Below are 13735 nucleotides of genomic sequence, written 5' to 3'. Positions count from 1 at the left end.
AAAATGTGTTTTTATTGCCAGTATTTTCATCTACTTTTAGGGTATACGTGCGAAAGAGATATTTCATATTTTCTCAAAAATACGATTGGTCTTAATTGGTCATTTCCATACGCTAGATAATATTTGTCAGATAATATTGGGTTTGTGAATGACAGAAATGGAAAAGGGCTTTGAGTGGAATGTCAGTTTCAGAAAAGTTATCGGTTGTGAATGGTAAATCAACGCCACCAAAATCCACTATTAGTGATTATATCACATTATTAAAGCCACGTGTTATGTCTCTTGTGATCTTTACGGCTTTAGTTGGTTTGATGGTGTCTCCTGTTCCTATCAATCCGTGGTATGGTTTTTTAGCAATTTTATGTATTGCTGCTGGTGGCGGTGGTGCGGGAGCACTGAACATGTGGTATGATGCTGACATTGATGCTGTGATGGAACGAACTAAAAAGCGTCCCATTCCCATGGGTAAAATCAGCTCTCAAAAGGCATTTATTTTTGGCATGGTTCTTTCTATGCTCTCGGTATTGGTTATGGGGAGCTTCATTAATTGGTTTGCGGCATTTTTTCTTGCTTTTACGATTTTCTTTTATGTCGTTATCTATACAATTTGGTTAAAGCGTATCACACCACAAAATATTGTTATTGGTGGTGCTTCTGGGGCTTTTCCACCAATGATTGGATGGGCCGCGGCAACAGGGACAGTGAGTATTGATAGCTTTTTATTATTTTTGATCATTTTTATGTGGACCCCCCCCCATTTTTGGTCTCTTTCTTTATTTTCATCTCTTGATTATGAGGCTGCAGGCATCCCTATGATGCCTAATGTACGAGGTGAACATTCAACAAAAAAACAGATTTTATTTTATACTATTTTGATGGCATTATGTGCTGCTGCTCCTTGCTTTATTGGTCTTGGCGGAATTTTTTATGCTATTTTTTCAACAATTTTAAGCATTATCTTTATTTATTTTGCCTATCGTTTATGGAAAGCTGATACACATAATGAAACTATTTTGATGGCTAAAAAAACGTTTTTCTTTTCGTTACTCTATTTGGCAGCTATCTTTGGAGTTCTTTTGATTGAATCTCTTGTCTGGTATTTTATCGCTCTTTAGGCAAATAAAATGAAAAAGCAAATTTAAAAAGAGCTTTTCTTCAAGAAAATTCTGTAAGAAAACACGATAGAGTCTGTTCTTATGCAAAAGATGATATTGCGCGTTTTTTTACATTGCTTATTCATGTATAATAATAGGTTGTTTGAATATATAGCTAAAACTATAGAGATTAAGGATGATTTATGTCTGGACTTCCCCCTTTAACGATACGTCTTTGTGGTCCACGTGGATTTTGTGCAGGGGTTGATCGTGCTATCCAGATTGTTCTGCTTGCATTAAAAAAATATAGTGCTCCAGTATATGTTCGTCATGAAATTGTACACAACCGCTACGTGGTTGAGGGATTACAGCAACGGGGAGCTGTTTTTGTCGAAGAACTTGATGAGATTCCAGAAGAACATCGCAATCAACCGGTTGTTTTTTCTGCTCATGGTGTACCAAAATCTGTTTCAGAAGAAGCGCGATGCTATAATTTGTTTTATCTCGATGCAACATGTCCGTTGGTCTCGAAAGTGCATAAACAAGCGATACGACATCAACGTCATGGTCGTCATGTTATATTGATTGGTCATGCTGGTCATCCTGAGGTGATAGGGACAATGGGACAGCTTGAAGAAGGGGCTGTGACGCTTATTGAAACGATAGAAGATGCTTTGCATTATCAACCCAATGATCCAGATAAATTAGGATTTGTGACACAAACAACGCTTTCTGTTGAAGATACTGCAGGAATTATCGATATATTACAACAACGTTTTCCTACATTAGCAGCCCCAGCGGCTGAGTCAATTTGCTATGCTACAACGAATCGACAAAATGCGGTTAAAGCAGCGGCAAAGGGGAGCGATTTGTTTTTGATTGTTGGAGCACCAAATTCTTCTAATTCACGACGTTTAGTAGAGGTTGCCGAAAAGTCTGGTGCGCGGCAAGCTATTTTAGTTCAGCGCGCTGATGAAATTAATTTTGAAAACCTAAAATCTCTTTCTATTGTCAGTCTTTCAGCAGGGGCTTCGGCTCCTGAAATTATTATTGATGAAATTATTTCAGCATTTCGTGAGCGTTATGATGTCACAATAGAATTAGCTGAAACAGCGGTAGAAACGGAAAAATTTTTAGTGAGTCGCGAATTACGTGACGTCATTTTAACGTCTCAAGATATGGCTTTCGTCAATGGTCAAGCAAATAATGCAAAAAATGAAAATCAGAATACAAACATATCTACAACGAAAGCAGAATAATGGCCGTTTATACAGATATTCACCCAAATGATTTAAAAGTGTTTTTAACACGTTATGCAATAGGATCACTTTTGTCTTATCAAGGTATAGAGGAGGGGATTGAAAATTCTAATTTTATGTTAGAGACAACACAAGGGCGATTTATTTTAACACTTTATGAAAAGCGTATTTCAAAAGATGATTTACCTTTTTTTTGTCGCTTGATGCAGCATTTAGGACAGCGTGGAATTCCTTGTCCTCAACCTGTTATTCAAAATGATGGAATGATGATCTGTGAATTAGCAGGACGTCCTGCCGCTATTATTACTTTTCTGGAAGGAGAGTGGATCCGCCAGCCCAATATAGATCATTGTGGCGAAGTGGGGATGGGGCTCGCACAATTACATTTAGCAGGACAGGATTTTACACTTAGTCGTAAAAATACTCTTTCTGTTATGGATTGGAAGGTCTTGTGGCAACGTTGTCAAACCAAAGAAGATGCATTGTTAAAAGAATTTGGACAAAAAATTGAGTTGGAATTGGCTTTTTTACAGAAAAATTGGCCGTTCAATTTACCAATAGGCATTATTCATGCAGATCTATTTAATGATAACGTCTTTTTTGTGAATCATCGTCTTTCTGGGATGATAGATTTCTATTTTGCTTGTAATGACTTTTTTGCTTATGATTTAGCGATCTGTTTAAATGCTTGGTGCTTTGAGCCTGATCATTCCTATAATCTTACCAAAGCACGTAAGTTATTGGAAAGTTATCAAAAAATAAGACCATTGATCCCTTTAGAATTGGACAAGATGGTTTTATTAGCTCGTGGTGCGTCTCTACGTTTCTTACTCACACGTCTATATGATTGGTTTAATACACCGCCTAATAGCTTTGTTATTAAGAAAGATCCATGGGAGTATTGGCACAAGCTTTGTTTTTTCAGTAATGTAAATTCGCTAAGTGAATTAGGTTTTTAAATTTTATGGCAACTCAACAAAAAGTCGTTGAAATTTATACAGATGGTGCTTGCTCAGGGAACCCTGGAATTGGAGGATGGGGGGCAATTTTACGCTGGAATGGTCATGAACGGGAGCTTTATGGCGGTAAGGTTCATACGACAAACAATCAAATGGAACTCATGGCGGCTATTTGTGCATTAAAGGCGCTTAAAGAGCCCTGTTTGGTCGATCTTTATACAGACTCAGTTTATGTGCGTAACGGTATATCTAAGTGGATTGAAGATTGGAAAAAGAATAATTGGCGCACCGCATCAAAAAGTCCTGTTAAAAATATGGAGCTATGGCAAGCTCTTGAGGATGCTAGTTCTTGTCATACAGTCAGATGGCACTGGGTAAAAGGGCATGCGGGACATCCAGAAAATGAACGCGCAGATGCCCTTGCTCGCAAAGCAATTACTCAATATCGTGAAAATGGACGTTTTTCAGCATAATTGCTGTTTGGGAGCTTTTTCTTTTATCACGGAGTCGCAAGCGGGGTTGGCTGCGTATGGAATATGAATGTTCCACTTAAGGCGTGATCTTTAAAAGAAACTGTATAAAAAATTTTTTGGTTTATTTCTTCTGGTGCGAAATAGAGTGGAGCACTGAAGAGTGTATATTCTGCGTTATCACTGACTTTTCTTGCTGCTCCAATTTGCATTTCTCCTCCATCTAAAAAGAGAGAGGAAGGTGTAGTTTTGTTGTTATTTTGTATTTTTATAAGAAGGGTACTGTTATTTTTTTCGGCACTTATTTTTAGTGCATTCTGCATCATGCGGGGCAAAGAATCTTGCGCCTTTTTTAAGAAGGAAGCAGGAAGATGTTTATTTTTAAGAGCAGATGGCGAAAAATCAAAGTTAATAGTAAATGGAAGACAGATTTTATTACATAATCCAAGAGTGAAAGCACCACTTAAATTTTTGCTTGAACCAGAAAGATTGAAGGGCAATATTACTTTATCTTTATAACCTAATGACCAATCATTTTCTGTTTCAAAAAGCTGTGGAGTAGGATAGAAGATTTCATAAGAAATCTGTTGGTTGAAATTAAAAAATGGTGCCATGCCAGAATTACCTGGATTACGCCAGTAAGTTTTCCATCCTGGTTTAAGTTCAATTTCAATAATGCCTTCTCTTATTCCAGAAAGAGAAGGTTCAGTGATCGCTAATCGGATACGACCACCATCTGATTCATACCAAGATGTTGCGAAAAGCTGGAGTTTTTGTTCTGTTTGAGCATTTACAGGAATGTTAAGTAATTCTAAAACTATGAATGTTAAGCTTAAAGTAACGAAAAGCTTTTTATAAAAGAAAGTTGCGATATTTTGTAAATTTGTAAATATACGACTTTTTTTCATTGGAGTTTTATTTTCCTAGTGTGCTAAATGAACAAACTTTTATCATGTAAATTATGGAGAATAACAGATTAATGAAGCGGTGTAATGGCTTTTTAGGTGGACAATTACTCATAGCAATGCCTGGGATGAATGACAAACGCTTTATTCGTTCTGTTATTTATATTTGTGCGCATTCTAATGCCGGTGCGATGGGCATCATTCTTAATCAATTGCATCATATTGATTTTCCAGAGCTTTTGCTTCATTTGGGAGTCATAGACAGTGGCCAAAAAAAAAGTCTTTCTGAACCAATAAAACAGTTTCCAGTTCGCTATGGTGGTCCTGTTGATCCTTTGCGTGGTTTTGTCCTTCATTCAGATGATTATGCTTGTGAAGAAACTGTTTTTATTGCAGATAAGATCTGTTTTACTGCGACAATTGATATATTAAAAGCGATCAGTTGCGAACAAGGTCCGCAACATGCACTGGTCGCATTAGGCTATGCTGGATGGAAAGCGGGGCAACTTGAGGCAGAAATTTCTACAAATGGTTGGCTAATCAGTTCTACATCACCTAGTTTTCTTTTTGAAAGCGATTTAAGCTGCAAGTATGATAAAAGTTTAACACGCATGGGTATCGATCCAACTTATCTTGCTTCTGAAATGGGACACGCGTAGAGTTTTTTCTAAGCTTTTTAACTTTACACGTTATTTTATCCATTATGTTTTTATTTTATAAGGGAAATGGCTCTGAACGAGTGTAATTAATTCTTCTATGGCAATCGGTTTCGTCACAAGTGTACTTTGAACATATTTACAGCCTTCTTGACGAAGAAAGATTGCTTCTTTTTCATTTTCAACACCTTCTGCGATAATTTGCAAATTAAGATCTGTTGCCATATTAATGATAGACTTTAGAACAATTTTCTTCTTAAGAGAGTCGATTGAGATAAGTGAACGATCAAGTTTAACCATATCAAATGGATAACGTACGAGATAGGTCAGAGACGAATAACCTGTTCCAAAATTATCGAGTGCGAGATTCATTCCCAGTGTTTTAATTTGTTCAAGAAAGTGCGCTGATTGTTCAGGATTATTTCTTAAGACAAATTCAGATATTTCAATCATCAGACGCCCTTTGTGGAGCGGATGGCGAAGCAAAGCGGCACGCAATTGACTGATAAAACGAGGATGAATCATTTCTGCGCTTGGTAAATTAATTGAAATAAAGAAAGATTGTTGGGAAAACTTTTCTTGTACATTTATAAGATCAATAATGGCATTATCGATGATAAACTGTGACAAATCCATAACAATTTGTTCATTTTCTACGATTTTTATGAAATCAGAGACATTTAAATTTCCATAAGTGGGATGATGCCATTCTACAATTGTTTCAAAACCAATAATATGTCCGTCTGATAAATTAAGAATAGGATGGTAGAGGATTTTCATCTCATTACGTTTTATGGCATAATGAACATCTTTCTCCAGAGTATTATGTTCGAGACCCAAAGTGCGAAAATTAGGACGAAAAGGTTCAATATGGTTTCCACCCATTTGTTTTGCGCGAATCATCGCTAATTCACTATCATTAAAAATATCTTTAGCCGTCGATCGGCTTTCACTCCATGTAACCAATCCGATAGAGGTTGAAAGGATTATTTTGTTTTCTGAAAGTGAAATAGGTGCTGAAATTGTTTTGTGCAAATGATCTGCAAATGCTGCAATTTTTTGTGGTTCGGTTTCACTAAGTAAAATAATTGCAAAGCGGTCTGCTGAAAGACGCGATAAGGTGTCTTGAAAGTTAATGAGACGATTTAAACGACGTGCGATTATAAGCAGTACAGTATCCCCAACTGCTATGCCTAATTTGCGATTAATTTGGCGAAAATTGTCAAAATCAATCATAAAGACAGTCGGTCTAATTTTGATATTTGCTTTCGCTAAAGAGGTATAATTTTGTAGTCTATCAAAGAAAATTTGTTGGTTAGGAAGTCCGGTTAAGCTGTCGTGGATTGCATCATGCAATAAGCGTTCTTCGGATTTTTTATGGTTAGTAATATTGACAATGGTTCCAATGACACGTGTGATTTTTCCATCTTTTTGCATAGCCGGACGTGCACGAAGAGAAAACCAATGATAATAACCACCACCGGAAGAAAGACGAAAAATTTGATCAATGCGCCCTTTTTTATTTTTAAGAATGATATCCAATACAGCTTGAAAGCGTTCACGATCATCATGGTGCAAGGCTGAAATCCAGTTGCGCATAGGTCCATTGAGGTTATGAATTTCAGTACCAAAAAGGGTTGCCATGTTTGGATGTACAACAATACGGTCACGCTCGATATTCCAATCCCAAATAATATTTCCAGCTCCCTTTGCTGCGAGTACTTGTTGTTCCAGGTCGGAAAATATTCCTTCATGGAAAGCGTCATTAGAAAAAGTTTGTTGCAGGACAGTAAAGCTTATGAGAAGAACAATGAGCACTAATCCCCCCGCTAATGCTGGCTGGATAATATCATTGTTTAAATGTCCAGCTATGCAAGCATAGGCTCCAACACACCAAAAGCTAATGAGCAACCATGTTGGAATAAGCATAATAGCGCGGTCATAGCTTCTGATTGAGAAATAGATGATTAATATTATACCAAGCACAGCGGTAAGGCCAAAAGACAAACGCGCAATTCCAGCTGCTCTGATGGGATCATAAATAGCAAAGGCTCCTAGACTGCAAAAGGCAATGGTCCAAACGATAGCACCGTAACTAAAATGATAATGCCAGCGGTTAAGGCTGAGATAGGTAAAAAGAAAAATGAAGAGTGTAGCAGTAAGAGCTACTTCTGTACCAGCACGCCAGATTGGTTGTGTTGTGAGTGTAACTGCAAAGAATTTATTTAAAAAGTTGAAGTCAATACCAATATAAAAAAGCACTGCCCAAGCAACAGCAGCTGTTGCAGGAAACAGCCCTGTTCCACGGACGACGAAGAGAACAGTTAACAAAAGCGCTAAGAGACCTGATATCCCAAGAAGAATACCATGATAAAGCGTATAAGAATTAATTGCATCTTTATAAGCTTCAGGTTGCCATAAATAGATTTGCGGTAGATTTGCAGAGTTAAGTTCGGCCACAAATGTAACAACAGCACCAGGGTTAAGAGTAATACGAAAGATATCAGAGTTTGCACTAAGTTGACGATCGAGGGAAAAACCTTCGCTTGGCGTTATGGATTGAATCCTTGCTGATCCAAGGTCTGGCCAAAAAAATCCAGAACGTGCCATGCGGTAATGGGGGGCAACAATGAGACGATCAACTTGTTCATCTGTTGGATTTGCAAGAGAAAAAACTGCCCAATTTCCGGAAAATTTTTCATTTTTTGCCTGCACTTCAATACGCCATACAATACCATCTGGTCCTGGCGCTGTACTTGTTTGAAAAATAGAGTTGTTTGTATGGTGAATTTCAATTGCTTTTGAGAGATCAAGAGCAGCATCTTGAGAAGAAATTTTAACTGGCTCAATTGCTTGTGCTGATGTAAGATGGACAAAAGAACTAACGACTACAATGAAAATGATGTCAATTATTTTACGCAAACTCTTCACAATGTCCCACTCTCAATATTTTAGGATGTTTAATTTTCATTTCGATTTTTGAGAAAAAACGTCCACCTTTTATAATTTATTTACATAATAAATTGTTATCACTTTTTCTTAAGTTGTGTGATTTTATATACAAATAAACCACATACCCATTTGCTCCAATAGAACTTGAAGCGAATGAAGTTTTATATTTTAAAAGGGCAAAGTTAAACCATAAATTTCCAGATTTCACGGATATACCTTCACTCATTAGAATCTTTATCACATGAAGTATGAATTGGGTAGTTTTGTACGCCTCTTTGCCCAATATTTCCAAAACTTATTTAATGAGAAGAGCTTTTGTGGTAAATTTTATGATAAAATATGTGATGTTATTGTGATGCTGCTTTGAAAAGAAGTTTTTACTTTAGCTTGTATGAAAGAGTTGACGTTAAATCATCAAAATTTATGAGGGGTCCTACAGGTCCGACAGCAGTTAGTGTTGGTGTGGAGTTTGTAAAAAGACGATGTGCTAAATCAGTTAATCTTTTAGGAGTAATGAGATTGAGGCGTTCAATTGTTTCCGATATTGGAATTGGTCGACCATAAAGGAGTATTTGGCGAGCAATGAGATGTGCTTGACTAGAAGGATTTTCCTGTGACATTGTCAGGTTCGCACGATATTGCGTTTGTGCTCGTTGTAGTTCATTGGCGTGAATATTTTTGCTGACCTTGGAAAGTTCATCAAGAATCACAGGAATAAGTTCTTTGAGCCCTTCTTGTCCGGTAGCTGCGTGAACACCAAAAAGTCCAGTATCTGAAAATCCCCAATGAAAAGCATAAATAGAATAGCATAATCCACGTTTCTCTCTTACTTCTTGAAAAAGACGTGAAGACATACCACCACCAAGAATGATTGAAAGAATTTGGGCTGCATAAAAATCACGCGCGTGATAAGCGCGTCCTTCAAACCCTAGAACAACTTGTGTATCCATTAAATCGCGATATTCACGAAAGTCGCCACCGACATAATTTGCAAGATTAGTAAGAGGTGCGGTTGAATGGGAGCGAAAAGTACCAAGACGACTTTCAACTTCTCGCACGAAACTTTCGTGCTTTACAGCTCCTGCTGCAACGACAATCATACGATCTGCACTATATTGTTTATTGATGAAATCATGGAGATCAGTAGATGTAAATGATTGAATAGTTTTAGCTGTTCCTAAAATAGAGCGCCCAAGGGATTGATGACGAAAGGCTGTTTCTGTAAAATGATCAAAAACAATATCATCAGGAGTGTCATGGGCAGCACCAATTTCCTGAAAGATTACTTGTTTTTCTCGTTCTAGTTCATTGTCGTCAAATTTTGAATGCATTAAAATATCGGCTAAAATATCTATAGCAAGAGGGATATCGCTTTTAAGTACACGTGCAAAGTAAGCTGTTGTTTCAATACTGGTTGTAGCATTTATTTCACCGCCAACATCTTCAATATCAGTTGCAATTTGAAAAGCAGTGCGGTTTTCGGTTCCTTTAAAAGCCATATGCTCAAGAAGATGAGCAATACCATGCTGTGTGGAGGTTTCATTGCGTGAGCCCACTTTAACCCATATCCCGAGGGCAACACTATCAATTTGTTGCATTGTATGTGTGGCGATAGTCAAACCATTACTAAGGCGACATATATCTACATCCATGTATTTACAACTCCATTAATAAGCTAAATACCTCATTGTAAAGGTATTAGAATATTCTTGATTTAAATTAATGCAGCTAACTTTAATAAGATGCACGCGATTTTAAAGAAATATAATCTTTTACTATTTTTTCATCATTAGCAAGACTTATAAAATGTTCTTCGTGTTTCATTACATCATTGAGATGAGATGGCCATGGAGCATGAAGGCCACAAGCGCTTTTAATCGTATCAGGAAATTTAGCTGGATGAGCCGTGGCAAGAACGATCATTGGAATATGCGGTTTTTTGTTTTCACGCGCTACTTGAAGAGCAACCGCTGTATGTGGATCAACAAGATAGCCACTTTCCTTATAGACACTATCAATTGTTTGAGCTGTTGTAGCCATGTTGCTTTTCCCGGCGGAAAATAGGGAACGAATATTTTTGAGTTGCTTTTCATCAAGAGTAAAGAGCCCCGTTTTTTTCAAGTTTTCCATTGCATTGCGAATCCAGATTGGATCACGATTGCCACTTTCAAAGAGCAAACGTTCAAAATTAGAAGAGACCTGAATATCCATAGAAGGTGATGTTGTATGGACTATTGGTTGTGTTTCATAAGTACCACTGGTCAATGTACGTACAAGGATGTCGTTATCATTCGTTGCGATGACCAGTTGAGCAATGGGTAATCCCATACGGGCTGCGACATAACCTGCAAAAATATCACCAAAATTTCCAGTAGGAACAGTAAATGAAACAGCTCTATCAGGAGCTCCTAAAGAAAGTGCAGATGAAAAATAGTAAACAATTTGCGCCATGATACGCGCCCAATTTATAGAATTCACACCTGAAAGTGCTCTTTTTGTACGAAAATTGTGGTCATTAAACATTGCTTTGACAAGGGCTTGGCAATCATCAAAATTTCCTTCAATGGCAATGGCATGAACATTTGAACATTGATTGGTTGTCATTTGCCGTTGTTGAACAGGTGATACACGTCCTTTAGGAAATAAAATAAAAATATCTGAGTGTTCTTTTCCAGCAAAAGCTTGTATCGCAGCTCCACCTGTATCACCTGATGTTGCAGCAATAATCGTTGCACATCTATTTTTTTCAGTCAAAACATAATCCATCAGTCGAGAAAGAAACTGCATTGCTACATCTTTAAAAGCTAAAGTAGGACCATGAAAGAGTTCAAGGATAAATTCATCTGCTCCAGTTTGTCGTAACGGACAGATTGCTGGATGGTGAAAGGTTGCATAAGATTCAGCGATCATATTTTCAAAAGCTGTATATTCGATTTCGTTATTCACAAAGGGCCACAGAATAGTTTTAGCAATTGTTGTATAGGACTGACCACGAAGTGCTCGTAACGCATCAAATGATAGCTGAGGAAATTTATCTGGCAAATAAAGTCCCCCATCATTTGCCAACCCTGTCATGATTGTTTCCGTAAAGCTTAAAGCAGGAGCTTCACCTCTCGTGCTGATATATTCCATAAGTCTTATCCTTTTTTTTATTTCTGGCAAATTGGTGAAGTTATTTATTTCACGTTTTTCATAATATTTAAATTATTAAATGGATAGAGCTTCTTTTCTTCTTTTTAACTCAATAATGAAAGGAAATAGTCTTAAGCATTTTTATTTTTAAGATATAAACGTCAAATGTTCACAGAAAATCTGTTGCAGACGAAAATTTCCTCTCTATTATTCACTCACTTAAATTTTACAACGTATCTTCACTTGTGCACCTTCTAAAATAATAAAATTAAATAGATAGAATGGTAGTTACTGAAGAACTTTTGTATAAAACTCAATCATTCATAGTTATTTTATGCTCTTAATACTTTGTAACAATTACATCTGCTAAACCGAATGTTAAAATGATACATCTCAGAATTCACACTGGAAGATTTATAAGGTAATTTTATGGCATTTCGTGCGCAAATCTATACTTTGCATAATCTTTTTTTAGCATAATTTATCATTTTGTATAATAATAGATATTATATTTATGCTATACAGTATGGTAACTTAAAGTTTATCCATAGAAAACATACAACAGCCTGCTAAATGATGTGAAGCAGGCTGTAAAGTATTCTCATTTTTAATAGAAAAAATACTGAGTATCTTTGAATTATTTTCCTTTAATTTTTCCTATTGCACATCCGATTATCCCGCTAAATATGGACATAACAAATCCAGTCAAGAATCCAAAACCTAAAGCTCCTACTGTAGAAAAAATTCCTAGCGTAATTGGTTCAAACACTTTCTCAAATTTTCCTTCAAAGGCAGATTCACTTTTTGCTTTATGAGTGAAACTTGGGACATAAAGAGCCGCTATATCGATAGCTTTTTTCTTTCCTTGTTCTATTAAAGAGACAGTTTCCCATTGAGTATCATTGTTCAAATGATTGGCATGAACATTTATAACTTGTGAAAGCAAAAAAGAAACTGCTATTAAAATATTTAATACGTAAGTTTTCAATACTTTAATCATAATTTTTCACCAATACTTTTACTTTTATTTTAATCTGAATTGAATAGATTCGTCGGCAGAATTAGTGCACATTGAGAGAAACAGAAGCATTTAAAGCTTTTTTCATTCTTAGTGTGATAATTCATTAGTTTTTTGTCATCAACAATCGATCAACACAGAATATATCCATAGTTTATATTTCATATGAGAAGGTTTTATTCTGATGAAATTTCAATTCTAACGAGATTTAAAACACGATATTATTTTACTTATTATCCATCCTAAAAACATGCCTATCGTACTTGATGCATATCCAAGTGCCATCCCCATACCAAAAGCCCCGATTGTAAGAGGTTCAACGACCTTTTCAAATTTTCCTTCAATAGTAGTTTCATTACTCACTCCACGATTTAGACTGGGTCTATAGAGAGAAACGGTATGGACTGCATCCTTTCTTTTCTGCTTTATTGCAGAAACAAAAGTATTCTCACGATGAGTACTATTTTGCAAAGAGTTTGCATGTACATTTACAACCTGAGAAAGAGAAAAGGCAGACATAATGAAAATACTTAATATATGATTTTTAAATAATTTAATCATAATTTACCTCAAATATTTTATACTATATATATGCGTAAATTTATACTTTGGATATTTGGATATAATCTACAACATTTATATTTTGTAGAAAGATGAGCTTCATTATGTAATTATTTACAATAAATTATAGACACACAATGAAGCTAATATTCTAGAGTTCTAGATGAGGTTGAATTATTTGAACATCAATACTATGTCCTTTATCCAACTTATTATCGATCCTATAAAGCTCATTGCATATCCAGTAAACAATAGTCCCATTCCTATAGTTATAGGCTCAACGACCTTTTCTAATTTTCCTTCACCAGTTGTTCCATTTTCTGTTTGATAATTTACAGATGGAACATAGAAAGCAGTCGTAGAAACTACATCGGATGTCGCATATTTTACTTGTTCCATTGGGAAAACAGAAAGTTCCTCTTTTGGAGTATCATTTTTCAAATAGTTTGCATTAACATTTACAGTTTGTGAAATAAAAAAAGTGCTCGCTATAAAAATGCTTAAGATATAATTTTTAAATATTTTTATCATAACTTTACCTCAAATATTTTTAAGTTATATATGTAAGAAATATACATAATGTTTATGTATCTCACACTATATATAATTTATATATTTCAATATGTATTTTTAGTCAATAATAAAAATACATATAAAAATATAACTGTAATTTTTTATAAACATTATTGTAAAAAAGTAACAGTAATAATTACAAAAATATTTTTTAAA

General features: G+C 35.7%; 12 protein-coding genes. 5 read left to right on the top strand and 7 right to left on the bottom strand.

Annotation, left to right across the window (positions count from 1 at the left end):
- Positions 1-179 precede the first annotated feature (179 nt).
- The 4 genes from cyoE to rnhA all read left to right on the top strand — a co-directional run bounded on the left by cyoE (position 180) and on the right by rnhA (position 3785).
- On the top strand, positions 180-1115 hold the full coding sequence (gene cyoE, locus ACFIKN_RS00785) for a heme o synthase (RefSeq protein ID WP_273791365.1): 936 nt from the start codon (positions 180-182) through the stop codon (positions 1113-1115).
- Between the two features lie 182 nt (positions 1116-1297).
- Entirely contained in the window at positions 1298-2353 is a 1056-nt protein-coding gene (ispH, locus tag ACFIKN_RS00780; protein ID WP_375657755.1) for a 4-hydroxy-3-methylbut-2-enyl diphosphate reductase, read from the top strand.
- On the top strand, positions 2353-3312 hold the full coding sequence (locus tag ACFIKN_RS00775; protein ID WP_273791354.1) for a homoserine kinase: 960 nt from the start codon (positions 2353-2355) through the stop codon (positions 3310-3312). The genes ispH and ACFIKN_RS00775 overlap by 1 nt, the downstream gene beginning before the upstream one ends.
- Before the next feature lie 5 nt (positions 3313-3317).
- Entirely contained in the window at positions 3318-3785 is a 468-nt protein-coding gene (gene rnhA, locus ACFIKN_RS00770) for a ribonuclease HI (protein ID WP_375657754.1), read from the top strand.
- A gap of 26 nt (positions 3786-3811) precedes the next feature.
- Here the strand turns inward: rnhA and ACFIKN_RS00765 are convergent, their stop codons facing one another.
- A complete protein-coding gene (locus ACFIKN_RS00765; RefSeq protein ID WP_273791356.1) occupies positions 3812-4690 on the bottom strand; it encodes a protein-disulfide reductase DsbD domain-containing protein in 879 nt (292 codons plus the stop codon).
- A gap of 71 nt (positions 4691-4761) precedes the next feature.
- On the opposite strand from ACFIKN_RS00765, the gene ACFIKN_RS00760 reads away from it, so the two are divergent.
- Entirely contained in the window at positions 4762-5346 is a 585-nt protein-coding gene (locus tag ACFIKN_RS00760) for a YqgE/AlgH family protein (protein ID WP_375631387.1), read from the top strand.
- 42 nt (positions 5347-5388) lie between these two features.
- Here the strand turns inward: ACFIKN_RS00760 and ACFIKN_RS00755 are convergent, their stop codons facing one another.
- The 6 genes from ACFIKN_RS00755 to ACFIKN_RS00730 all read right to left on the bottom strand — a co-directional run bounded on the left by ACFIKN_RS00755 (position 5389) and on the right by ACFIKN_RS00730 (position 13537).
- Complete coding sequence (locus ACFIKN_RS00755) at positions 5389-8274, bottom strand: EAL domain-containing protein (RefSeq protein WP_375657753.1); 2886 nt, start codon at positions 8272-8274, stop codon at positions 5389-5391.
- 398 nt (positions 8275-8672) lie between these two features.
- The gene (locus ACFIKN_RS00750; RefSeq protein WP_375631389.1) at positions 8673-9947 is read right to left on the bottom strand and encodes a M16 family metallopeptidase; all 1275 of its coding nucleotides are present in this window, start codon (positions 9945-9947) and stop codon (positions 8673-8675) included.
- Between the two features lie 82 nt (positions 9948-10029).
- On the bottom strand, positions 10030-11427 hold the full coding sequence (gene thrC, locus ACFIKN_RS00745; protein ID WP_375643150.1) for a threonine synthase: 1398 nt from the start codon (positions 11425-11427) through the stop codon (positions 10030-10032).
- A 637-nt stretch (positions 11428-12064) separates the two neighbouring features.
- Entirely contained in the window at positions 12065-12427 is a 363-nt protein-coding gene (locus tag ACFIKN_RS00740) for a hypothetical protein (RefSeq protein ID WP_273791361.1), read from the bottom strand.
- 216 nt (positions 12428-12643) lie between these two features.
- Positions 12644-13006 carry a hypothetical protein gene (locus ACFIKN_RS00735; protein ID WP_273791362.1) on the bottom strand — a complete coding sequence of 121 codons (363 nt, stop codon included), beginning with the start codon at positions 13004-13006 and terminating at the stop codon, positions 12644-12646.
- Between the two features lie 174 nt (positions 13007-13180).
- On the bottom strand, positions 13181-13537 hold the full coding sequence (locus tag ACFIKN_RS00730; protein WP_273791363.1) for a hypothetical protein: 357 nt from the start codon (positions 13535-13537) through the stop codon (positions 13181-13183).
- Positions 13538-13735: the final 198 nt, after the last annotated feature.

Source organism: Bartonella sp. CL436QHHD, from assembly GCF_042195105.1.
In the GTDB taxonomy this organism is placed as follows: Bacteria; Pseudomonadota; Alphaproteobacteria; order Rhizobiales; family Rhizobiaceae; genus Bartonella.
The sequence above is the reverse complement of the archived record's forward strand: the minus strand, read 5'-3'. Positions and strand labels throughout refer to the sequence as shown.

What these genes read in the sequence shown, in the direction of transcription:
- cyoE (WP_273791365.1), top strand. Translation starts at nt 180, where the DNA reads ATGTCAGTTTCAGAAAAGTTATCGGTTGTGAATGGTAAATCAACGCCA.
- ispH (WP_375657755.1), top strand. Translation starts at nt 1,298, where the DNA reads ATGTCTGGACTTCCCCCTTTAACGATACGTCTTTGTGGTCCACGTGGA.
- ACFIKN_RS00775 (WP_273791354.1), top strand. Translation starts at nt 2,353, where the DNA reads ATGGCCGTTTATACAGATATTCACCCAAATGATTTAAAAGTGTTTTTA.
- rnhA (WP_375657754.1), top strand. Translation starts at nt 3,318, where the DNA reads ATGGCAACTCAACAAAAAGTCGTTGAAATTTATACAGATGGTGCTTGC.
- ACFIKN_RS00765 (WP_273791356.1), bottom strand. Translation starts at nt 4,690, where the DNA reads ATGAAAAAAAGTCGTATATTTACAAATTTACAAAATATCGCAACTTTC.
- ACFIKN_RS00760 (WP_375631387.1), top strand. Translation starts at nt 4,762, where the DNA reads ATGAAGCGGTGTAATGGCTTTTTAGGTGGACAATTACTCATAGCAATG.
- ACFIKN_RS00750 (WP_375631389.1), bottom strand. Translation starts at nt 9,947, where the DNA reads ATGGATGTAGATATATGTCGCCTTAGTAATGGTTTGACTATCGCCACA.
- thrC (WP_375643150.1), bottom strand. Translation starts at nt 11,427, where the DNA reads ATGGAATATATCAGCACGAGAGGTGAAGCTCCTGCTTTAAGCTTTACG.
- ACFIKN_RS00740 (WP_273791361.1), bottom strand. Translation starts at nt 12,427, where the DNA reads ATGATTAAAGTATTGAAAACTTACGTATTAAATATTTTAATAGCAGTT.
- ACFIKN_RS00735 (WP_273791362.1), bottom strand. Translation starts at nt 13,006, where the DNA reads ATGATTAAATTATTTAAAAATCATATATTAAGTATTTTCATTATGTCT.
- ACFIKN_RS00730 (WP_273791363.1), bottom strand. Translation starts at nt 13,537, where the DNA reads ATGATAAAAATATTTAAAAATTATATCTTAAGCATTTTTATAGCGAGC.